General features: G+C 66.6%; 21 protein-coding genes, 1 tRNA gene and 1 pseudogene. 15 read left to right on the forward strand and 8 right to left on the reverse strand.

What is annotated here, in order from left to right; translation table 11 throughout:
- The first annotated feature begins 28 nt into the window (after positions 1–28).
- From ACFWUR_RS10085 to ACFWUR_RS10105, 5 genes and pseudogenes are all read left to right on the forward strand, one after another.
- Entirely contained in the window at positions 29–346 is a 318-nt protein-coding gene (locus tag ACFWUR_RS10085) for a hypothetical protein (protein WP_378904773.1), read from the forward strand.
- A gap of 92 nt (positions 347–438) precedes the next feature.
- Positions 439–1,554, forward strand: a complete 1,116-nt coding sequence (sfnG, locus tag ACFWUR_RS10090) for a dimethylsulfone monooxygenase SfnG (protein ID WP_378904776.1) — start codon at positions 439–441, stop codon at positions 1,552–1,554.
- Positions 1,554–2,891 (forward strand): acyl-CoA dehydrogenase family protein, encoded by a 1,338-nt coding sequence (locus ACFWUR_RS10095; RefSeq protein ID WP_378904778.1) that lies wholly within the window; start codon positions 1,554–1,556, stop codon positions 2,889–2,891. The genes sfnG and ACFWUR_RS10095 overlap by 1 nt, the downstream gene beginning before the upstream one ends.
- A 98-nt stretch (positions 2,892–2,989) precedes the next feature.
- Positions 2,990–3,456: pseudogene (locus ACFWUR_RS10100) on the forward strand (NADPH-dependent FMN reductase).
- Entirely contained in the window at positions 3,449–3,946 is a 498-nt protein-coding gene (locus ACFWUR_RS10105; RefSeq protein ID WP_378904781.1) for a flavin reductase family protein, read from the forward strand. Before ACFWUR_RS10100 ends, ACFWUR_RS10105 begins: the two are co-directional and overlap by 8 nt.
- A gap of 59 nt (positions 3,947–4,005) precedes the next feature.
- Here ACFWUR_RS10105 and ACFWUR_RS10110 read toward each other — a convergent pair whose 3' ends face one another.
- A complete protein-coding gene (locus tag ACFWUR_RS10110; protein ID WP_378904784.1) occupies positions 4,006–4,857 on the reverse strand; it encodes a thioesterase family protein in 852 nt (283 codons plus the stop codon).
- A gap of 45 nt (positions 4,858–4,902) precedes the next feature.
- Between ACFWUR_RS10110 and ACFWUR_RS10115 the strand changes: the two genes are divergently transcribed.
- Positions 4,903–5,559, forward strand: coding sequence for a TetR/AcrR family transcriptional regulator (locus ACFWUR_RS10115; RefSeq protein WP_378904787.1), 657 nt, complete (start codon positions 4,903–4,905; stop codon positions 5,557–5,559).
- A gap of 56 nt (positions 5,560–5,615) precedes the next feature.
- A complete protein-coding gene (locus ACFWUR_RS10120; protein WP_378904790.1) occupies positions 5,616–6,386 on the forward strand; it encodes an SDR family oxidoreductase in 771 nt (256 codons plus the stop codon).
- 156 nt (positions 6,387–6,542) lie between these two features.
- On the opposite strand, the gene ACFWUR_RS10125 is transcribed toward ACFWUR_RS10120, so the two are convergent.
- Positions 6,543–6,914: an HNH endonuclease gene (locus ACFWUR_RS10125; RefSeq protein ID WP_378904793.1), complete on the reverse strand. Its 372-nt coding sequence runs from the start codon at positions 6,912–6,914 to the stop codon at positions 6,543–6,545.
- Between the two features lie 92 nt (positions 6,915–7,006).
- Here ACFWUR_RS10125 and ACFWUR_RS10130 point away from each other — a divergent pair, with 92 nt between their 5' ends.
- Together ACFWUR_RS10130 and ACFWUR_RS10135 are read left to right on the forward strand one after the other, a co-directional pair.
- On the forward strand, positions 7,007–7,468 hold the full coding sequence (locus ACFWUR_RS10130) for a nuclear transport factor 2 family protein (protein WP_378904796.1): 462 nt from the start codon (positions 7,007–7,009) through the stop codon (positions 7,466–7,468).
- 687 nt (positions 7,469–8,155) lie between these two features.
- On the forward strand, positions 8,156–8,674 hold the full coding sequence (locus ACFWUR_RS10135; RefSeq protein ID WP_378904799.1) for a hypothetical protein: 519 nt from the start codon (positions 8,156–8,158) through the stop codon (positions 8,672–8,674).
- A gap of 339 nt (positions 8,675–9,013) precedes the next feature.
- Here the strand turns inward: ACFWUR_RS10135 and ACFWUR_RS10140 are convergent, their stop codons facing one another.
- Positions 9,014–9,613, reverse strand: coding sequence for a hypothetical protein (locus ACFWUR_RS10140; protein ID WP_378904802.1), 600 nt, complete (start codon positions 9,611–9,613; stop codon positions 9,014–9,016).
- Positions 9,614–9,752: 139 nt separating this feature from the next.
- Between ACFWUR_RS10140 and ACFWUR_RS10145 the strand changes: the two genes are divergently transcribed.
- Positions 9,753–10,847 carry a tyrosine-type recombinase/integrase gene (locus tag ACFWUR_RS10145; RefSeq protein ID WP_378905042.1) on the forward strand — a complete coding sequence of 365 codons (1,095 nt, stop codon included), beginning with the start codon at positions 9,753–9,755 and terminating at the stop codon, positions 10,845–10,847.
- Between the two features lie 96 nt (positions 10,848–10,943).
- Here the strand turns inward: ACFWUR_RS10145 and ACFWUR_RS10150 are convergent.
- Positions 10,944–11,014 (reverse strand) — tRNA-Gly (locus ACFWUR_RS10150).
- A gap of 426 nt (positions 11,015–11,440) precedes the next feature.
- Here ACFWUR_RS10150 and dcd point away from each other — a divergent pair.
- Positions 11,441–12,040, forward strand: coding sequence for a dCTP deaminase (gene dcd, locus ACFWUR_RS10155; protein ID WP_378904805.1), 600 nt, complete (start codon positions 11,441–11,443; stop codon positions 12,038–12,040).
- Here the strand turns inward: dcd and ACFWUR_RS10160 are convergent.
- Entirely contained in the window at positions 11,959–12,468 is a 510-nt protein-coding gene (locus ACFWUR_RS10160) for a hypothetical protein (protein ID WP_378904808.1), read from the reverse strand. The two genes, dcd and ACFWUR_RS10160, sit on opposite strands and share 82 nt — an antisense overlap.
- A 202-nt stretch (positions 12,469–12,670) precedes the next feature.
- On the opposite strand from ACFWUR_RS10160, the gene ACFWUR_RS10165 reads away from it, so the two are divergent.
- The 3 genes from ACFWUR_RS10165 (at position 12,671) to ACFWUR_RS10175 (ending at position 16,974) form a co-directional block, all read left to right on the forward strand.
- Positions 12,671–13,930: a helix-turn-helix domain-containing protein gene (locus tag ACFWUR_RS10165; protein ID WP_378904811.1), complete on the forward strand. Its 1,260-nt coding sequence runs from the start codon at positions 12,671–12,673 to the stop codon at positions 13,928–13,930.
- Between the two features lie 67 nt (positions 13,931–13,997).
- On the forward strand, positions 13,998–15,242 hold the full coding sequence (locus ACFWUR_RS10170) for a pyridoxal phosphate-dependent aminotransferase (RefSeq protein WP_378904814.1): 1,245 nt from the start codon (positions 13,998–14,000) through the stop codon (positions 15,240–15,242).
- A gap of 454 nt (positions 15,243–15,696) precedes the next feature.
- Complete coding sequence (locus tag ACFWUR_RS10175; RefSeq protein WP_378904817.1) at positions 15,697–16,974, forward strand: YibE/F family protein; 1,278 nt, start codon at positions 15,697–15,699, stop codon at positions 16,972–16,974.
- A gap of 25 nt (positions 16,975–16,999) precedes the next feature.
- Here the strand turns inward: ACFWUR_RS10175 and ACFWUR_RS10180 are convergent, their stop codons facing one another.
- Together ACFWUR_RS10180 and ACFWUR_RS10185 are read right to left on the reverse strand one after the other, a co-directional pair.
- Positions 17,000–18,361, reverse strand: a complete 1,362-nt coding sequence (locus ACFWUR_RS10180) for an Hsp70 family protein (protein WP_378904820.1) — start codon at positions 18,359–18,361, stop codon at positions 17,000–17,002.
- Positions 18,362–18,452: 91 nt separating this feature from the next.
- Complete coding sequence (locus tag ACFWUR_RS10185; RefSeq protein WP_378904823.1) at positions 18,453–19,775, reverse strand: UDP-glucose dehydrogenase family protein; 1,323 nt, start codon at positions 19,773–19,775, stop codon at positions 18,453–18,455.
- A 231-nt stretch (positions 19,776–20,006) separates the two neighbouring features.
- Here ACFWUR_RS10185 and ACFWUR_RS10190 point away from each other — a divergent pair, with 231 nt between their 5' ends.
- The gene (locus tag ACFWUR_RS10190; RefSeq protein WP_378904826.1) at positions 20,007–20,531 is read left to right on the forward strand and encodes a YdcF family protein; all 525 of its coding nucleotides are present in this window, start codon (positions 20,007–20,009) and stop codon (positions 20,529–20,531) included.
- 84 nt (positions 20,532–20,615) lie between these two features.
- On the opposite strand, the gene ACFWUR_RS10195 is transcribed toward ACFWUR_RS10190, so the two are convergent.
- Positions 20,616–21,242 (reverse strand): hypothetical protein, encoded by a 627-nt coding sequence (locus tag ACFWUR_RS10195; RefSeq protein ID WP_378904829.1) that lies wholly within the window; start codon positions 21,240–21,242, stop codon positions 20,616–20,618.
- Between the last annotated feature and the right edge of the window lie 30 nt (positions 21,243–21,272).

Consider the following 21,272-nt stretch of genomic DNA (forward strand, 5'->3'; position numbering starts at 1 on the left):
ATGCGCGAGGATCGAGAGGACTCACCGAATGCGGATCTGTCTGATTGCCGCGGCACTGCTGGCACTGCCGGTGCTGTCGGCCTGCGGCAGTGGCGACGAAGCTCCTGCGGTTACTCAGGCCGAGCTGTCGAAGTCGTTGCAGGACAAGGGGTTGAAGAACCCCGCGCTGGCCGACTGCGCGGCGCAGGTATTCCTCGACTCGGGGATGTCGCAGGACGGGCTGCGGGTGATGGTGTCGAACGCGCAATCCGACGATCCGGCCACGCTGCTCGGCGAGAGCGACGCGGCCAAGGTGAGCGCGGCGCAGTCGAAGATCGCGGCCGATTGCGTGCGCGTGGGGAGCTGACCCGGGCACGTAACGATCGCGCCGATTCAAACCCTCGTCGCCGTCGGCCACCGGTGTTGCACTGGAAGCGCCGACGACGAGGAGGAACTGCCGTGACCACGGAGACAATCGCCGACCAGGTCTCGTTCGCCTACTGGGTGCCCAACGTCAGTGGCGGACTGGTGACCAGCGATATCGAACAGCGCACCAGCTGGGATTTCGACTACAACAGGAAGCTCGCCCGGACAGCGGAGCGCAACGGCTTCGACTACGCGCTCACCCAGGTGCGCTACACCGCCTCCTATGGCGCCGAGTTCCAGCACGAGTCGACCTCGTTCAGCCTCGCGCTACTCGCCGCGACCGAACGGCTCAAGGTGATCGCCGCGGTGCATCCGGGGCTGTGGCATCCGGCCGTGCTGGCGAAGTTCGGTGCGACGGCCGACCACCTGTCCGGCGGCCGGTTCGCGATCAATGTGGTGTCGGGGTGGTTCGCCGGTGAGTTCCAGGCTCTGGGCGAGCCGTGGCTCGAACACGACGAGCGGTACCGGCGCAGCGCCGAGTTCCTCGAGGTGATCCGCAAGATCTGGACCGAGGACGCGGTGAACTACGGCGGCGACTTCTACCGGATCCGCGACTTCACCTTGAAGCCGAAGCCACTCAATACCCCTGAACGGCCCAATCCCGAACTGTTCCAAGGCGGCAACTCGACGGCGGCCCGGCGCAACGGTGGTCGCCACGCGGACTGGTATTTCTCCAACGGCAAGGACTTCGACGGCGTCACAGAACAATTGGACGATCTACGCGAAGTCGCCAGGGCCGATGATCGCGAGGTGAAGTTCGGGCTCAACGGGTTCATCATCGCTCGCGACACCGAGACCGAAGCCCGCGACACCCTGCGCGAGATCGTCGAGAAGGCGAACAAGCCCGCGGTGCAAGGGTTCCGCGACGCGGTGCGGCAAGCGGGCGCGTCCACCGGTGACCGCAAGGGCATGTGGGCCGACTCCACCTTCGAGGACCTGGTCCAGTACAACGACGGATTCCGCACCGGACTGATCGGCACGCCCGAGCAGATCGCCGAGCGGATCGTGGCCTACCGCGCGCTCGGCGTCGACCTGATCCTGGCCGGATTCCTGCACTTCCAGGAAGAAGTCGAGTACTTCGGCGCCAAGGTTTTGCCGCTGGTGCGTGAACTGGAGGCCGCCGCCACGCCGGTCGCGGCGGGACGCTGATGACGGTGGTGACCGCCGAGCGGATCGCCACGGCGGACCAGGCGGTGCGGATCGCGGCCGAGTTGGCCGAGGTGTTCGCCGCGGGCGCCGCCGAGCGCGATCTGCTCCGTCGACTGCCGCACGAGGAGCTCGATCAGCTCTCGGCCAGCGGGTTGCTCGCGATCACGGTGCCCGCCGAATTCGGTGGCGCCGACCTACCGCCGAGTGTGGTCGCCGAGGTGGTGCGGATCCTGGCCGCCGCTGATCCGAATATCGCACAGGTGCCGCACAGCCACTTCGTGTATCTGAACCTGTTGCGGCTGGCCGGAACTCGGGCGCAGCGCGAGGACTTGTTCGGCAAGGTGCTCGCGGGTGCGCGGATCGCCAATGCGCAGTCCGAGCGTGGTGGGGCGACGGTCGCCGAGATCGCGACGGTGCTGCGGCCGGTCGACGATTCGGGCGACGGTGGGCGTGGGCGCGTCGGCGGGACGGTGCGCGGGCGGGGGCAGGTCGGAATCGCTGGTGCCGAACTCGACGGCACAAAGGCTCAGCGGTTTGTGCTCGAGGGGACGAAGTTCTATTGCACCGGGTCGCTCTACGCCGATTGGCTCGCCGTATTGGCCAGACTCGATGACCCGCAGGGTATTTCGGGACTGGAGCCGGGCGAGTACGTGGCTTTCGTACCGGCGTCCGAACCTGGAATTCGAATAGTCGACGACTGGGATGCGCTGGGGCAGAGAACAACTGGAAGTGGAACTGTCGAATTCGCTTCGGTGGCGCTCGTGCGCGAGCAGCTGGTCGCGCGGTCGGGCGCGGTGCGCGCGCCGACCGGGTACGGGGCGTTCGCGCAACTCCTGCATGCCGCCATCGATACCGGTATCGCGCGCGGTGCCCTGCGGGCGGCGGCCGAGTTCGTCCGGACGCACAGCAGGCCGTGGTTCGAGGCCGAGGTCGAGCATGCGGCCGACGATCCGCTGGTCGTGCAGCGATTCGGGGAATTGGCTGTCGCGGTCGCGGCTGCTGAGGCGACGCTGATCGTCGCGGGTACGGCGGTGGACGCGGCGGTTCGGCCGAGGACCATCGCGGATGACCCGGTGGGAACCCTCGAAGGCGACGGCGCGCAGGCATCGATCGCGGCCGCGACGGCCAAGATCCTCGCCGACCGTGCTGCGAACGAGGTGTCCGCGGCGATATTCGAAGTAGCAGGCACCAGGAGCGCCGCGGCCGAACACCGGCTCGATCACTTCTGGCGCAACGCGCGCACGCACACCCTGCACGACCCGGTTCGCTGGAAATACCAGCACCTCGGGCGGGCCGTTCTGCACAACCGGCCGCCGCCGCTGCACGGCGTCATCTAGACCCCGGACAGACAAGGACATTTCATGTCAGTGACCGTCGTCGTCGGAAACCCGAAACCCGAAACCCGAAACCCGCATCGCGCACGCTCGCCGCGGCCGTGCTGGTCGCGCGGGCCCTGCGTCCCGATGTCGAACCCACGGTGATAGACCTGGTGACCCTGGGCCCGGTCTGCTCGGCTGGGGTGACCCGGCGGTGACGGCGGCCGCGCGCACGGTCGCATCCTCGGAACTCGTCGAATTCGCCAGCCCGACCTGCAAAGCTACCTACACCGGGCTGCTGAAACTGTTCCTCGAACAGTTCGACGGTGGTACCGGGCCGGCCGGTGTGGTGACCGTGCCGGTGATGCTCGGCGCCGGTCCGACCCATGCCCTCGCCCCCGACCTGGTGCTCAAACCGGTCCTGGTGGAAATCGGTGGCACCGCCGCACTGCCGGGGCTCTCTCTGTCGGATCGCACTTTCGGCGAGGACGGCGTCATCGAGGAATACGCGCGGCGATGGGGACCCGTCGCCGCGGCACTGGCAGACCCGGCCGAGCAGCCGACGGAGGCAGCCAATCATGCATGAGCTCTTGAACTTTCCCGCCGACGGCAACGGCCTACGCCGCGCCTTCGCCAACTTCCCCAGCGGCGTGGTGGCCGTGTGTGCCGAGATCGACGGCACGCCACACGGTTTGGCGGTGAGCACCTTCGTGCCCGTTTCCCTCGATCCGCCGCTGGTGTCGTTCTGTGTGCAGAACTCGTCGTCGACCTGGCCGAAGCTGGCAGGCGCCGGCCACCTCGGGCTCAGTCTGCTCGGCACCGATCAGCAAGCCGCGGCCAAGGCGCTCGGCGCTCGCAACGGCGATCGCTTCCGGGAGACCGCCCTGCACCGCGGAACCGGCGAGGCGGTGTTCATCGACGGCGCCACCGCCTGGATCGAAGGGGTGCCCGAGACCCAGGTCGGTGCGGGCGACCACCTGGTGGTGATCCTGCGGGTGAATCGGGTGGCCGCACGCGAGGACATCGATCCATTGGTATTCCACGGCAGCAAGTTCCGGACCCTGCACACCGGCTGAACCCGGCGCCTGATCTCGCAAAGACGTGGGTAACTCACCGGGCACGGCAGGCAACGCCCCTATGCGAGTCGCCCATCGTCAAGATCCGGTTGTGCCGACTGCCGTGTGCGGTCAGTGGGGATGCGAACCGCGGCAAGTTGCGTGGCGCATCCGACGAGATTGCCTGTGGCGTCCCAGACTTCGGCTGTCTCGTGCATTCGACCGGCGGTGACATCGGTGGCGTGCATGATCACGTGGACCGGACCAGGTGCGGGGCGGCGGCGCAGGTAGGCGGTGAAGCTGATGGTGGGCGCCCAGCCGGGCATGCCCAGGGTCAGCGAAGCCGGGGGTATCGGGTCCAGTGCGATCAGCAGGGCGAACGAGTCCCAGTCGGAGCCGTCGGCCAGCCGCAGCCAGGCCGCGATACGACCTTTCATGGACGGCTCACCGACAACGAAACCCAAGGTCGACGGATCCAGTCGGTGTTCGACGACATCCAGCAGCGGCACGGGAAACGGGGCTCCCGGCGGATTCGAGGGGGAGTGGAAGCAGTCGACCTCGGCCGGGATCTCCGGGGTCACCGCGGTCGTCCACCAGGGGTCGAGATCTTCGAGGACGCCGAGGGTGATCAGGGCTTCGGTGCAGGATCGGCCGTTCTGCTCCAGCCGGGCGCGCACCTGCGTCGAGGTGCGGCCGGCGCGGAGCACGTCGACGGTCACCGTCGCCGGGCCGGGTGAGGGCGGTGCCAGGAACGTGGCACTGATCGCGGTCACCTGTGGGTGATCGGCGTGAGCGGCGGCCGCGCGGGCCATGACGGCCATCAGATAGCCGCCGTGCAGCTTGCCGCCCACGGTCCACTGAGGGTCGAGGTCGGCGGCGCAAGCGTTGTCGTCGCTGGGGATGACCGCCGTGGCTTCGGCGAAGGTTTGCATGGAGCCAGGTTGACACCGTCAGGTTGACGATGTCAATGTGCAGTTGTGACGAACAGAAGGGTGCGAGCCAATCCGGGACAGGGCGGGCGGCTACGGGAGGAGATCCTCGAAGCCGCCGAGCAGTTGCTCGAGTCCACCGGTACCGAAGACGCGCTGACCGTACGCGCCGTCGCCACGGCCGCCGGGGTGTCCACTCCCTCGGTCTACCTGCACTTCGCCGATCGAGAAGCCCTGCTCGAGGCAGTCTGTATCCGGGTGTGGGGGCAACTGGAAGAGCTGTTCCACCGCTGCCAGGTCGCCGATCCCTTCCATTCCATGGGCAGGTTCGGGTGCGCCTACGTGAAGTTCGCACTGGCGCATCCAGTGCAGTACCGGGTGCTGCTGATGCGCAAGTCCACCTCGGAGAACCCCGCCGCGACAACCTGTTTCCGATTGATGACCAACGCGATTTCCTCCTGTGTCGCGACCGGTCTGATGCACGGTGACCCCGGCACACTGGCGTTGCAGCTGTGGTCGGCCGCGCACGGCTGCGTCTCGTTGCTCATCGCCGCGCCGCAGTTGCCCTGGCCCGAGGACCTGGATTCCTTCATCGACGACACGATCCGCATGGCAGGGTTCGGCGTCGCTGTCCAAGCGCGCCTGCCCGAGGTGCGAACCAGCTCGGAACTCACTACCGCTCTGGACGGCCTGCGCCTGCCCTGAATGCCATGTCCGAATCCAGCCGGACATCGGAAGGTCGTGTCCGTTGAATAGCTTGCATGAGCGAAACCGAAACCCCCACAACCAAAACAGCCCTGGTAACCGGCGCGAGCCGGGGCATCGGCCGTGCGATCGCCGAACGATTGGCCCGAGACGGTGCACTGGTAGCAGTGCACTTCGGCCAGAACGACGCTGCGGCCAAAGAGGTAGTCGCCGGGATCGAGTCCGACGGTGGCCGCGCTTTCGCGGTGCGTGGCGACCTCGGCTCCACCGACTTCGCCACCCTCCTCGATGACGTGGACGCGGGCTTCGCCGACCTCGGCGCCCCCGCCGGCCTGGACATCCTGGTCAACAACGCGGGCATGACCGTCATGAAAGGCGTCGACACCATGACGCCCACGGAATTCGACACCCTCTTCGCCACCAATGTCCGCGCCCCGTTCTTCCTGGTGCAAGGCTTCCTCGACCGGCTCCGTGACGGCGGCCGCGTCGTGAATCTGTCCTCGGCCGTCACCCGGATGGCCATTCCCGACATCCTGGGCTACACCATGACCAAAGGCGCCATCGACAGCTTCACCCGCGTTCTGGCCCAGGCTCTCGGCTCGCGCGGCATCACCGTCAACGCCGTCGCCCCCGGCTATGTACTCACGGATATGAACGCCTGGCTCATCGACAACCCCGACGGTCAGCGCGAAGCCTCGTCCAACGTCGCTCTCGGACGCGTCGGCCGCCCCGCCGACATCGCCGACATCGTCTCCTACCTCGTCAGCGACGACGCCCGATGGATCACCGGGCAGACCCTCGACGCCAGCGGAGGTACTGCCCTGTGAGCGGATGAGACCAGCTGTGCCGCAGTCGATCACTTAGTGGCGGCACCGTCTGCTGAACGAGGTGCCGCAGTCGATTGTGGGACGCGAGGGTGGGTGGATATTCCGGACGGGGTGAGCTCGGCGATCTGGTGGGTCGGCCCGGTGCGAGCCAACCGCTCAGCCCTCGGAACCGGTCGACCAGGCGAACCGGGTGGTGAGCTCGGTCGAGATCTCGTAGTGGCGCACGAGGAACGAGCGTTCGTCGAGCTTCTTGCGCCGCAGCCAGCCGGTCACCTCGGCGTTGCACTTGCTGGCGTTGCACGATCCGCACGCGGGCACAACGTTGGCGACTGTGTAGCGGCCACCCCGCGAGATCGCCCGCACGCAGTCCTTTTGCAGCGCGGTGGCGGAGGAGCGGCAGTACGCGCAGCCACCCCAGGACGACTTGAGCGCGTCCCACTGCGCGTCGGTGAGGTCGTGGGTGACCTGCGCCATCCGCTTCTTGCGCTTGCGTGCGGCGCGAACCTGTTTACTACCGCCAGTCGGCACGAGGGTGAGAATAACCGTCGTGGTGGTCTCCAGGTCGGAGGCCGGGCACCGGTGGTCGACGAAATCGGGCCGGCTCGGGCATGGTGGCTGATATGAGCAACATCGCGACAAGCGCCACCCGCACCGTTGTCGAAGAGCTTCTCCGTCGAATCGGCTCGGGCGACGCCGACACCATCTCAGCGATCTACGCCCCGGTCAGCGACTGGAAGTTGGACTGGCCCGACAACGAGCACGGCCGGACCGAGACCCCGTGGATTCGGCATCGTGCCACGCGCGCCGACGTGGCCGAGCACTACCGCGAAGTCTCCCGGCACCACCTGCCCGAACAGAACGAAACGGTGATCGAACGCATCCTGATCGACGGCCCCGACGCGGTGGTGCTGGGTGAGATCCGCCAAACCGCCCGGCCCACCGGCCGCGCCTACCGTGCCCGTTTCGCCCTGCACCTCACTGTCGAGAACGACCTCGTCACCCGCCATCACGTCTACGAGGACAGCCTCGCCGTTGCACAGGCGTTCGACACCCAGGCGACCGAGAATTCCGACGCACGATAGTGTCGCTTACCGCGCCGAGTGAACCACCAGCGCGACGACCGAGCCCCACTCCGACCGGACGGGGGCTCGACGGTGTCTACTCCCGCGTTCGAGACCGCGCGGTTCGACGCATGGTGAAGATCCAGGATCCATGGCAGGCGCCTTCGCGCATCTGGCCGCCGAACGACCATGTGCCAGCCGGGGAGTCGATGCTCCACGTCCCGTCCTGGGACAGGAGGCTGTCGTCTTTCGAGTCCTCGAGAACAGCACGAGAACGAGCAGCGATGTCGTGGCTCCAACCGGGCTGATTTCCGATTGACGTGGTTCGCATCGCGATGCGAATTGCCTTGGCCCGTTACTGATTGCAACCGCATGCGCGGATGTTTTCGAGAACCTGAACGCACACTTGGAAACCGTTCCCGTATCAACCCGGACGCAGTGTCGGCCGAGTATGACACGCGTGCAAACGCATTGGGCAGATGTGGAACATCAGCCTGGACGTGGTCGAGATGCCCACCCGGCGTTGAGGAGTCGGGTGAATGTGTCAGGGAAGCGGCGTAGAGCCGAGCACGGGAATCGATGCCGGGCCATCTGCATCGGAGCGGGCGTGGGCACCCAGCCGCGATAAGTTGTGTCGAGGATTGCCGACCGGCGAGTTCACGCCGGGCTCGGAGATCCTGGGATGAACACCTGAACCGTGGGACAAAGATGAACGAACAGACGATCTATCCGGGTTCGCGCGCTGCTCGAATTCTGGCAGTCGTTATGACGCCGCTGGCCGGCGTGCTCGGCGCCCTGTTCATGATGCTCGAGGAGTTCGTCGCCCTGGAGCGAATCGTCCTGGGTGGAGGCGTTCTTGTCGCATCCATCGTGGGAACACCCGTGGCGGTGACAGCGCTTGTTCGGAACAGGCCGGAGCTCGTACTTGACGCTGAAGGACTGCTGGTCCCACCTGCCAGGAAGATCCGCTGGCACGAGGTGGTGGCCGTCCGGTTGCGAAAGAGCGGTTCTTCCAACGCGGTCGAGATCATTCTGCACGCGCGATCGACGCGGAATACGACGCGAACGCCGCTTGAAAGTGTGCTGTATTCGGGCTGGTCGACGGTTGGAGACCGAAAGGCGATGACGTTGTCGCCGATGCGGCTTCATCCCTACTCGCCCGAGGCTGTCGTCATCGAGATGCTGCACTATCACCCGAGCCTGCATGTGGTGGCCCCCGAAGCGTAGTAGTACGGCGGCCACTTGGGAGCACTGCGGCCAGACCTACAGAAACAACGAAACCCCCAGGGTGACCTGGGGGTTTCGTCTTTGAGACGATGACGGGAATCGAACCCGCGCCATCTGCTTGGGAAGCAGGCGTATAGGCGGGAATGACGCCCTGAACTGGGCTGGCGCTTGCGCGTGGTGTACCCAGATTTACCCCATTTGCCCCTGGCTCGGGGCACGAATGGGGCACAGCGGAGCGACGGCTACTCGCGCGATAAGCAACGTGGAAGGGTACCCGCTCGACCTGTTCTGATGAAGATGTAGCGCCGCTGGCCCGCCCCTAACCAGAGTGAAGAGCGTTCACTGATCATCGAGTCCGGGTAAAGGCGTCATAATTTCAGAGACCGGGAAAGTCTCGAGCGGCCGGGGTGCGCGCCGCGCCCGAGCAGAGCTCCCTCTGCGGTCGGCAGAAGCCTTGCGCGATCGGATCGGCACGAGAAAAATCACGGCGACCGCAGCTGCTCCGGTTCCAAAAATTGTCCAGATGACCGCACGGTCGCGCGCGGAGTCCTGTTCTCGCTGGACCAAGTCGTCGTAGCTCAGTACACCTTCGCCACTGATCAAACAAGTACCACGCTCGGCCAGGCGCTGGCCGTTGCACTCGATCATGGACGGGCTGGGTGGATGCTGAATCTTCGGGACGTTGTTGAACAGTAAAAACGCTGCAACGATCGCCAGGATCAAAGCCCAAACTCTGATCTCGACGAACCCCAAAGCCCAACGCAACACCAGTTCCGCCTCTCTATCAAGCTCGTGGAGGCTAGCATCCGAACCCATTTCCGGGGGCAGCGGTAGGAGGGGCTGGCGTGTGGCCGCAGCAGCGTCCTGGATCGGAAATCGGCATCGCAGGACACACCACGGATGCCGTTCAGCAATTCGCTCGCACTTGGTGAGCGACATAGTGATCGAGAAGTATGCCGACGGATTTCGGCTGAACTGGTGACGGCTCGTTGACCTCTACGCGGGTTCGGCAGGCTGGGTCTTATGAGGCAATCGAGCGAAGCTCGTGCGGCAGCACCGTATGGGAGTCGGTGTGCTGATGGCCGTCGATCGGGGCATATGCCGGCCGAATCGGGCTCGGGAATTCCGTTCTGCAATCCGCGGCTTGGTCCTCGTCGGCCTCGTCCACTGCTCGGGCCGATGCGGTGGTGAGCTTCCGGAGCTCCGGCGTCTGCCGATGGCGCGCACGCGCCGCCGCAGGCGCCTTGACGAGTACGTCGAACGGTGGATTGATCAGCGTCCCGGACTTCGGCCTAAGACGCTCTCGCTGTACCGCTGGCTGTTGCGTGCGCATGTGAAGTCGACGGCGATGGGTGGAACCCAGCTCGGCAAGCTCACCACACCGATGGTTCGGCAATGGCGATCCGAACGGCTCGACGCTGGTGTCTCGAAGATCACGACGGCGAAGGCGTACCGGCTGGTCCGAGCGGCGTTGAACACCGCCGTGGATGAGGACAAGATCATTCCGCGCAATCCGGTCCGTGTGAAGGGCGCCGACAAGGAGGACAGCCCAGAACGTCCGGTGTTGTCAGTGGCTCAGGTGTTCGCGCTCGCCGGTGCCGTGCCGGAGCGGTATCGGGTGGTGATCCTGCTGACCTCGTTCCTGTCGCTGCGATGGGGTGAGGCATCTGCGCTGACCCGGGCCGACATCTCCGACGGCGCGGAGAGCGTGCGAGTCGGCAAGGCGATGGTCGAGGTCACCGGGCTCGGACTGGTGGTTTCTCGCCCCAAGTCGCGGGCAGGTGTTCGAACGCTGACGGTTCCAGAAGCGATCCGGCCCGACATCCTGGCTCACCTCGAGAAGTACGTCGACAACCGGCCAGATGCCTACGTGTTTACCGGGCTGAGGGGGAATCCGTTGCGACGGTCCAACTTCACCAAGAACGTGAACTGGAAGACGGCCACCATGTCGGTCGGGCTCGCCGGCATCCACATCCATGACTTGCGGCATGCCGGGAACCTGTGGGCGTCTAAGTCGGGGATGTCGACCAAGGATCTGATGTCCCGGATGGGCCATGACGATATGCGGGCGGCGCTGATCTACCAGCGGGCGACTGACGACGCCGAACGTCGCATTGCCAGCGATCTTTCGCAGATGGCCAAGGACTACCGCGACGGACGTTCCAGTGCCTAAGTGGCACGTGTGTGGCACGGCGGCCCCTTGGGACCACCTCGGCCAGACCGACAGAAACAACAAAACCCCCAGGATGACCTGGGGGTTTTGTCGTTGAGCCGATGACGGGAATCGAACCCGCGCCATCTGCTTGGGAAGCAGAAGTTCTACCATTGAACTACATCGGCAGTGCGCTGTCAGGCGCGTTGGCGACTCTATCAGACCTCGCGCTGTGCGACGCAAGTGTTGTCGCGTATGCCCAGGTAGTGGCTGTGGCGTCGGGTGATCGCGTGGGTATCGGGGTGGTTGTCGGTGGGGGATCTAGAGTGCGGGCAGCGGGTTTCGCACCAGATGCCCGAGCTGAACGGGGACGGGGCCTGGGTGCCGTGTGAGGGGACGATCTGCACGAACCCGAACCACGGCGACGGAGACTTCCGAAGTCGGCACGCCGGTGCAGCGGTCGAAAAGTGTCGCCCCTACCGAGTAGCCGCCAGAGGCGCGTTCGCCTCGCGGCTGTGCCGGGGGCCGACGCCCGTGGGCGAACGAGGCTGCCCGTCGACGGCGGCCACAGGGGTGGGGGCCCTACCTGGGGCGCAGCTGCCTACACTGGGCCGGTGCTGCTCTCCGATCGTGACATCAGGGCCGAGATCGCTGCCGGGCGTCTCGGCGTCGAACCGATGCTCGAGTCGATGGTTCAGCCGTCGAGCATCGACGTACGCCTCGACGGGCTGTTTCGGGTGTTCGACAACAGTCGCTACACCCATATCGATCCGGCGCAGCAGCAGGACGAGTTGACCAGCCTGGTGGAGCCGAAGCCGGGGGAGCCGTTCGTGCTGCATCCGGGGGAGTTCGTGCTCGGGTCAACGCTCGAGGTGTGCTCGCTGCCCGACGATCTGGCGGGACGGCTGGAGGGCAAGTCGAGCTTGGGGCGGCTCGGGCTGCTCACGCATTCCACGGCGGGGTTCATCGATCCGGGGTTCAGCGGGCACATCACTCTCGAGCTGTCGAACGTCGCCAATCTGCCGATCACGCTGTGGCCGGGGATGAAGATCGGGCAGCTGTGCCTGATCCGGCTGTCGAGTCCGGCCGAGCACCCGTACGGCAGCGCCAAGGCCGGGTCGAAGTATCAGGGTCAGCGGGGGCCGACGCCGTCGCGGTCGTACCTCAATTTTCCCCTCTCGCCCGATTCCCTGAGCGCGGTCGAGGCGCGCTGAGGGCCTGACGCCACGGCCAGGCGCAGCACCAGCGACAGCGCGGGCAGGGTGTCGCCACCGCCGGACGGCGGGCGCACCCAGTGACAACCCTCGCGACTCCAGCGGCCCAGGTTCGTCGGCAGCATCACGGCGCTGCCGGTGCCGGGGATATCGATATCGAGCCCCGCGAGCTCGGCGGCCTCTTCCTCGGAGGGCCTGGCGTCGGGTGCGGCGAGCACGCTCCAGCGGATCTGACGCGCCAGCACCGGACCCTCACAGCGTTGCTCGCGCAGCGCCGTGAGCACCTTCTCGGCGCGCGTGGTCGGTAGATGCACCACGCAGAGCCGGTCGGTGATCGGCAGCATCACAAAGCCGCCGCGCTCGCGGACGGGTAGCCGGAATTCACGCTGGTAACAACGCACCCAGTCGTCGACAGTTCTGGCTTCCACGCTTCCAGAGTCGCGCATGCGCGAGCGCGTGACCACTGCCCCGCACCGCCCTTTCACTGCCCCTGGCAACCGATTCCGCGAACTTGTGGTGTGTCTCACTGTCACACTCGTACTCTGGAGGGAGTTGTCCGTCGGATGAGGTGACGCCGTGGTCGGGGAGTGGACAGGGAGAGAGGCCAGAGCTCTTCGCGATGCCAAACGAATGAGCATCCGGGAGTTCGCGGCTCATCTCGGTGTGCACGAACGACTGGTGTCGAAATGGGAAGCCGGCGGGGTGCGGGTGCGCCCACGTCCGGTGAACCAGGCAGCGCTGGATACGTCATTGGCTCGCTCCGATGATGTTGTGCGCGCGCGATTCTCGACCCTGCTGGCGCCCGCGGGTGATGCCGACCTGCTCGCGTTCGTCGATGCGGGAACTGTCAAAGGTGCTGTGCCCGAGGTGTTGTCGGAGAGGGAGTTGATCATGGCGGCTGCGCACGAGGCCAGCGAACATGCGGCCGCCGCGGAGGGCACCAACGTAGGTGCCACGACGTTGGCCCAGCTCGACGCCGACGTGCGGCGCATCGCCAACGAATACGTCCACGCCGCACCGGCGCCGATGATGGTGGAGATGCTGCGGGTGCGCAGGCGGGTGTATCGACTACTCGACGGGCAACAGAAGCCGGTCGACACCAGCCACCTATATCTGCTGGCGGGGACGTTGTCGGGGCTGCTGGCCAACGCGAGCACCGACCTGGGCTACCTCGATGCCGCGGGCGAGCAGATCAGGGCCGCTTGGGCTTACGCGGAACTGAGCGGGCACAACGGGTTACGCGCGTGGACGCGCGGCATGCACGCGCTGATCGAGAACTGGTCCGATCGTCCGCGCAACGCCGTCCACCTGGCGCGCAGCGGACAGGAATTCGTCGGTCCGGGACTGGGACGGGTGCGGCTGCTCAATATCGAGGCCAGGGTGTGGGCGCGGCTGGGCAGCGATGCCGAGACCGACCGGTGCCTGCGCGCGGCCGAGGTGGCAGCCGGTGACCGCCGCGACGACCTACACGACGAGATCGGCGGGGTGTTCGGATTCGGCCCGCCCAAGGCCGCTTACTACGCCGGCGCCACCTGCATCCAGCTCGGCCGCGCCGAACAAGCGCTCACCGCCACCGAACGCGCCATCACCCTGTACTCGAGCGGACCGCCGCTGCAACGTTCCTACGGCGCCGAATCGCTGGCCCGGGTCGACAACGCGGCCGCCCATCTCATCAACGGCAGTATCGACGGCGCCGCCGACGCCCTGCGCCCGGTTCTGGACCTGCCCGAGGACAAACGCATCGCCCAGCTGAGCGAGCGCCTCGTCGGCCTGCGCCGCCGCATCGCCGCCCCGACCTATCGCGACGCCGTGGAGGCGCGGGGCCTCGATGAGCGCATCGAAGAGTTCTGTGTGGCGACCGCCGCATTGGCCGGCCACCCGCGGTCGTAGGGGCTGTCACCAGCCACAGAGCAACCGCGCAGCTTTATTGGTTTGCCGCGGATGGCACCATGGACGGGTGAGTCCTCAATCTTCGCATGTGCCCCCGCGCGTTCTCGAGCAGTCGACGAAACTGCAGAACGTGGTCTACGAGATCCGTGGACCGGTTCACGCACAGGCAGCACGTCTGGAGGCCGAGGGGCACCGCATCCTCAAGCTCAACATCGGCAACCCGGCGCCCTTCGGGTTCGAGGCGCCCGATGTGATCATGCGCGACATCATCGCCGCCCTGCCGTATGCCCAGGGGTACTCCGAGTCCAAGGGGATCCTGTCGGCGCGGCGCGCCATCGTCACCCGGTACGAGTTGGTGCCCGGCTTCCCCGAGCTCGATGTGGACGACGTCTACCTCGGCAACGGAGTGTCCGAGCTGATCACCGTCACCATGCAGGCCCTGCTCGACAACGGCGACGAGGTGCTGATCCCGGCCCCCGACTACCCGCTGTGGACGGCCATGACGAGCCTGGCCGGCGGTACTCCGGTGCACTACCTGTGCGACGAGGACAACGGCTGGCAGCCCGATATCGCCGATATCGAATCGAAGATCACCGACAAGACCAAGGCCCTGCTGGTGATCAACCCGAACAATCCGACGGGTGCGGTGTACTCGACGGAGGTGTTGCAGCAGATCGTCGACCTGGCGCGCAAGCATCAGTTGCTGCTGCTGGCCGACGAGATCTACGACAAGATCCTCTACGACGACGCCAAGCACATCTCGCTGGCCTCGCTCGCCCCCGACCTGCTGTGCCTGACGTTCAACGGCCTGTCGAAGGCGTATCGGGTAGCGGGTTACCGGGCGGGGTGGCTCGCGATCACCGGGCCCAAGGAGCACGCCGCCGGGTTCCTGGAGGGCGTCGATCTGCTCGCTTCCTCGCGCCTGTGCCCGAACGTGCCCGCTCAGCACGCCATTCAGGTGGCACTCGGCGGGCATCAGAGCATCGAGGACCTGATCCTGCCCGGTGGGCGGCTGCTCGAGCAGCGCGACGTGGCGTGGGAGCGGCTCAATATGATTCCGGGGGTGTCGTGCGTGAAGCCGCGTGGCGCGCTGTACGCGTTCCCGCGGCTGGATCCGAATGTGCACGAGATCCACGACGACGGGAAGCTCGTGCTGGACCTGCTGTTGCAGGAGAAGATCCTGATGGTGCAGGGCACCGGGTTCAACTGGCCCGCGAACGATCATCTGCGGATCGTGACGTTGCCGTGGGCGCGGGATCTGGCCGTGGCGATCGAGCGGTTCGGCAACTTCCTGGCCGGTTACCGACAGTAGGGGCTCACTTGTCAGGGCTTTGACCTGTGAGTTCGAGGGGCTCAGCCAGGATGGCCATCCTGGTATGACAGGTTAAACCGACTTCGAGTTCAGAATGTTGGATGTTTTGCCGATCTACTAGTGCAAAAGTCGATCTTTTGTGTACAGTAGACCTCGGCGCTTCGGCGCCCTGGCCCGGTTGTCTACCCCCCCTGGACAACCGAGAGCCTTAGGTACGCGCGCCTACCCCCCTAGGCGCCTGCCTCCGGCGGCGGAGACACCCCCCTGCTCTCCGCCGCCGCACACTTCCGACTCCCCGGGCCCGGGCAAGTCCTGGACCCGGGGAGGTTTTTTCGTCCGCGGGCAATGGTTCCGATGTGGGCGGTTTGCCCGTTCCCGGAGAGCCGGCCTTGTTCTCGCGAGAACTGGTGTTGCGCGGGTGTTCTTGAAAATCAGATCCTTTAAGCTTCGGGCCGTGAGCGATCATCATCACCACCATCACGACCATTCCGGGCCGATTGCCATCAGCGACACGGCGGCGAAGGTTGTTGTCGGGCTGTTGGGGATCATCGGGGTGGTGGTGCTCGTCGCGACGGTGATTCTGTGGCCGAGCGCCCAGCACGTCGAGATCCCGTTGCCGATGCAGACCATGGCGGGCGGGGCGGTGCAGACCGAGGCCGGAACCGTGGTCATGCAGGACATCGGGGCCTGCGGGAGTCCGTCGATCGGCAAGGTGTTCACCAGCGAGCCGGAACCGCCACGGACCGCCTCCTACACATGTCAGCGCAGCATCATCGAGATCGAATCGGGGCCCGACGAGGGCAAGAAGACCTTGTTCGAGATCGCGCCGGGGCCGGGCCAACCCGACCTGCGGGCGGGCGACAACATTCGGGTGGTGCGGGCCGCGGACCCGGCCGGGATCACCATGTACGCGTTCGAGGACTACTCGCGCGGGCTGCCGCTGCTGTTGATCGTGCTCGCGTTCGTCGTGGTGATCTGCGTGGTCGCGCGGTGGCGGGGATTCCGGGCGCTGGTGGGGCTGTGTTTCGCGTTCGGCGTGGTGGTGATGTTCCTGTTGCCCGCGCTGCTCGACGGGAAGTCGGCGATCCCGGTCGCGCTGGTGTCGGGGGCGCTGATCCTCTACGTGGTGCTCTACCTCGCGCACGGGGTGAATCTGCGGACCAGTTCGGCGTTGCTCGGGACGCTCGCGTCGATGGTGGTGGCGGCGGTGCTGTCGTGGGTGGCGATCGAGATCACCCATCTCACGGGATTGTCCGAGGAACAGAACACCAACGTGGCGACCTACATTCAGCACGTGAGCATCACCGGCTTGCTGCTGGCGGGATTCATCATCGGCTCGCTCGGCGTACTCAACGACGTGACCATCACCCAGGCCTCGGCGGCCTTCGAACTCGCCGCGCTCGATGAAGGCGCGTCGCGGCGCGAGATCTTCACCGCGGCCATGCGGGTGGGGCGCGACCACATCGCCAGCACGGTCTACACGCTCGTGCTCGCCTACGCCGGCGGCGCGCTGCCGCTGCTGCTGCTGTTCAGCGTGGCGGGGCGATCGATCACCGATGTGCTGACCGGGGACGCGGTGGCCATCGAGATCACGCGCTCGGCGGTGGGTGGTATCGCGCTGGCGTTGTCGGTGCCGCTGACCACGGCGATCGCGGTGATGTTGGCACGACCGTTCGGGTCGAAGCCGACCGCCGCGGTGGCGCCCGCGCGGGCCAGGCACGCTCGGAACTGAGCCCGTCGGGTCTCGGATCGAGCGGTTACTGCCCGGCGGGGGGAAAACCGGGGAGAACCACCGGAGGCAGGGTCGGCAGCACGACCGGCGGGAGGCCCGGCACGACGGTGAAGGTGTTGGGACCCGGTGAAGGGGGCGCGGTGGTGGTTGCCTCGATCTGGCGCGGATTGACCGGTGGAGCGGCGACGGTTCCGTGTTCGAGCTCGGTGGTCGCGACCGGGGCCGTGGTCGGGCTCGCGGTGCTCGGCCGTGGTGGCGTGGTCGCCGGGACGGCTTGCGAACCGTCGCTCGACGAACCGCGCTCGAGCACTTCGGGGCCGTAGCCGAGGCCGAGACCGATCGCGGCGACGACCACCAGCGAACTCACCGTCAGCACCGCCACGTTCAGTTCGCGGCGGGAATGTCCGCGGCCGGTGAGCGCGCTGAGCGGGCGGCGGCCCCGGGTGGGCGCGGTGAGCCAGGCGGGGGTTGTCGCGTCGTCGTGGTCGCCGAGCGGAGCCGGTGCGGCGGCGGCCGGCGCCTGCTGGACCTGGGCGGGACGGGCCAGCAGCGCGGCACCGCGGGCCAGCGCCGTCTCCGGCTCGGCGGGCACGATCACCGGCACGCCGATCGTGCGTTCCAACACGCGCGCGATCAGCGGAATCCGGGCGCCACCACCGAGCACCATCACCGCCTGCACCGGCTGCTGCGCGCGGATGACGACATCGCGGGTCATCCGGGCCGACGACTCGATCGCCAGCATCATCAGCGCTTCGAAATTCTCCTGCGTGAGCAGGACCAGGCCCTGCTCGCTGGGTAACGCCACCGCGTTGCTGTTGGACAGCTGCTCCTTGGCGGCCCGGCACAGCCCGTCGAGCGCGGCGAGGCCCGCCGGATCGGCAGGGTGAGCGATCCGACCCGAGGCGATCTGCTGCTCCCTGATCAGCGAATCCAGGTAGTCGCCGCTGATATCGCTGATCCGCTCGCACTGGTACACATCACTGGTGCGGGCGTTGATCACGCTCACCGTGAGACCCGAACTGCCCAGGTCGTAGACGGCCAGCGTGGACACTTCGCGCATGTCGCTGGTGGCGTGGGCGAAGTGCACGGCGGCGACGGCTTCGGGAACGAGCTGATAGTTGGTGAGTTGGCGTCGCGCCATCGCGGCGCGGACGGCCCTGGCCTGCGGCTCGCTGCGAAAGGTGATGGTGGTGGCGGCGATGTCCGGCGAGGCGGCCAACACGGCGGCGATCGCGTCGGCGGCGAACTCCTCGGCCCGCTGTTCGGGCATCGAGATCGATTGCAGCTCGAACGAATACGGCGGCACGGAATCGTGTGGGCCACCGTGCTGCGGACGCGCGAGGCGCACCGTCCCGGCCCCCACCGATATTCCCAGAACCGAACTCATCCGCTGCCCATCTCGTCCGTGTTGCACGACGTGCGAGGGACTGCGATAACGCGGACCGAAATCCGCTCCAGCCCCCGCTTGGCTCGTTACTCTACGGGGTGCCGAGTCCGGCGTATACCCATCCGGCTTCACGCCAGGTTGCGCTGTCCAAGCAGTTGCGACCGTCGATGATCGAACGGGACCGTACCACCGGGTCCAGGTCGGCCGGAGTCAAAGCGGTGAACTCGTTCCATTCGGTCAGGACCAGCACCACGTCGGCGCGATCGCAGGCCTCCGAGACCGAGGTGGCGTAGTTCAACGTGGGGAACACGCGGCGCGAATTCTCCACGGCCTTGGGGTCGTACACGGTGACGACCGCGCCGTGCAGCTGGATCATCCCCGCCACGTTCAGCGCGGGCGAATCGCGCACATCGTCGGATTCGGGCTTGAAGGCCGCGCCGAGGACCGCCACATTCGCACCGAGCACGGAACCGCCGCAGGCACGGGCGGCCATGTCGACGACCTTCGTGCGACGGCGCATGTTGATGTTGTCGACCTCGCGCAGGAACGCGACAGCGTGATCGGCGCCGAGTTCGCCCGAGCGCGCCATGAAGGCGCGGATGTCCTTGGGCAGGCAGCCGCCACCGAAACCCAGTCCGGCATTGAGGAACCGGCGGCCGATGCGGGCGTCGTAGCCGAGCGCGTCGGCCAGCATGGTGACATCGGCGCCGGTGGCCTCACACACCTCCGACACCGCGTTGATGAACGAGATCTTCGTCGCCAGAAAGGCATTCGCCGAGACCTTCACCAATTCGGCGGTGGCCAGATCGGTGAGCAGGAAGGGGATCTCGGCGGCGATGAGGTCGGCGTAGATCTCGCGGATGTGCTGCTCGACCCAGGACGAACGTTCGCGGGCCCGGTCGAGGCCGAGGACGAGGCGATCGGGGCGCAGGGTGTCCTGAACCGCGAAGCCCTCGCGCAGGAACTCCGGATTCCAGGCGACCTCGACCTCGACCTTCGCCTGCTCGCGAGCTCGAAGACCGAGGGCCGCCGCGGTTCCCACCGGCACCGTGGACTTGCCGACGATCATCGCCGGGCGTTCCAGCATCGGGGCGAGCGTATCCACCACCGCGTGAACGTATTTCAGGTCGGCGCCGTACTCGCCCTTCTTCTGGGGTGTTCCGACCCCGAGGAAGTGGACGTCGGCGTGGGCCGCGGCGTCTTCGTAATCGGTGGTGAACCGCAGTCGGCCCGCGGTGAGGTTGCGTTGCAGCACTTCCTCGAGCCCCGGCTCGTAGAACGGCACCACACCATCGGCCAACTTGGCCACCTTGCCGGGATCGATGTCCACCCCGACCACGTCGTGTCCCAACTCGGCCATACACGCTGCATGCGTGGCTCCGAGGTACCCCGTTCCGAAGACTGTGCATCGCATAGTTCTGTTGGTAAGCGGCGCGCGTGGCTACGCCGCGTCAGTGAGGCAAGAGGGGGCGCAACATCTGGTGTACAGGGGGCGAAATGCGTCGGCAGCTCGGAACGGTCGACGTCCGTCAAGGCTTCTACCTGCGGCGATGCGATCGGTGACGAGTGCTTGGTTCGGTTTGTCGGTGTGCATCCGTCGGTGGCTGTGGACAGGTCGACGGCGCTGATTCACTAGCATTTGCTGATGCGCCGGATCCTGTTCGCCACGGGTGTATCGGTGGTCGCCGTGCTGATCGCGGTGGTCGCCCTGTGGCCGGTGTATGTGCGGCCGCGCACGGATACCCCGCGGGCCGCCGACGCGATCCTCGTCCTCGGCGGGGCACACGACGGCCGCGAACAGCTCGGGTTGCGGTTGGCCGCGCAGGGGTACGCGCCACGAGTCCTGGTCTCCAACCCTTACGACCACAGCCCGATGGTGAATCGAATCTGCCACGGGGGCTACAGCTTCGAGGTCATCTGCTTCGACCCCGACCCTCGCACCACCCTCGGGGAAGGCCGTGCACTGGCGCGGCTCGGTGCCGACTGGGACCGCGTCATCGTGGTCACCTTCACCCCGCACATCTCCCGTGCCCGCTACATCCTCGGTGAATGCTGGGACGGTGAGTTGCTGTTCGTCGATCCCGAGCCTCAGCTCTCACCTGTCCGCTGGGCATGGGACTACGCCTATCAGTCGGCGGGGTTCGTGAAGGCCTGGTTCGCCGACTGCTGAAGGTGTAGCTCTTCGGCGAACGCGAAAGGCCCCGCTCCGAAGAGGAACGGGGCCTTGGCGGGAAACTGTTGGGGGTAAGCCCGATCAGTTGGCCGGTGCGGCGGCCGGCGCGGGCGCGGCGGTGGGCTTGTCCGCCCATGCCGACGTGCCCGGTGCGGCCTGCAGCACCTGCAGCAGCTCCCAGCCGGCCACGGCCATGGTCGGGCCGCCGATCACGATCATGCCCAGGATGCCGCCGATCGTGGCGCCCAGCGGCAGGCCGACGACGCAGCCCGCGAGGATCGCGAGCAGGCCGAGGCCGCAGCCGACGATCGCGCCGATGGCGGTACCGACGAAGGTGCCGATCGCGGTGCCGATGCTGAACTTCGAGGAGAAGTCGTTGATCGCCTTCGAGTTCTCCGTGGGGGAGGCGATCGCCTCGCCCTTCAGCACGGGCTGCGGAGCGACGACCTCCTGGCCGATCTCGACGCCGGCCGGCTTCTCCGGGGTGAGCGACAGGATCTTGCTGTCCTTGTCTACCTCGGTCTTCATCGGGATGGCGGCGCCGTTGATGGAGTACTCCATCGGCAGCGACACGACGACCGCGCCGCGGCTGTCCTTGATCTCGGCGACCTTGACCTTGGGAGCCTCCGGCGTTTCGCCCGGCTGCTCGACAACCGAGAAGGTGCCGTTCTGGAGAGTGGCGACGACGGTCTTGTCGACCAGCTTCACCGAGTATTTGATGTCCTGGGGCGCGGCGGG

Origin of the sequence: Nocardia sp. NPDC058633 (assembly GCF_042717045.1) — a bacterium.
In the GTDB taxonomy this organism is placed as follows: domain Bacteria; phylum Actinomycetota; class Actinomycetes; order Mycobacteriales; family Mycobacteriaceae; genus Nocardia.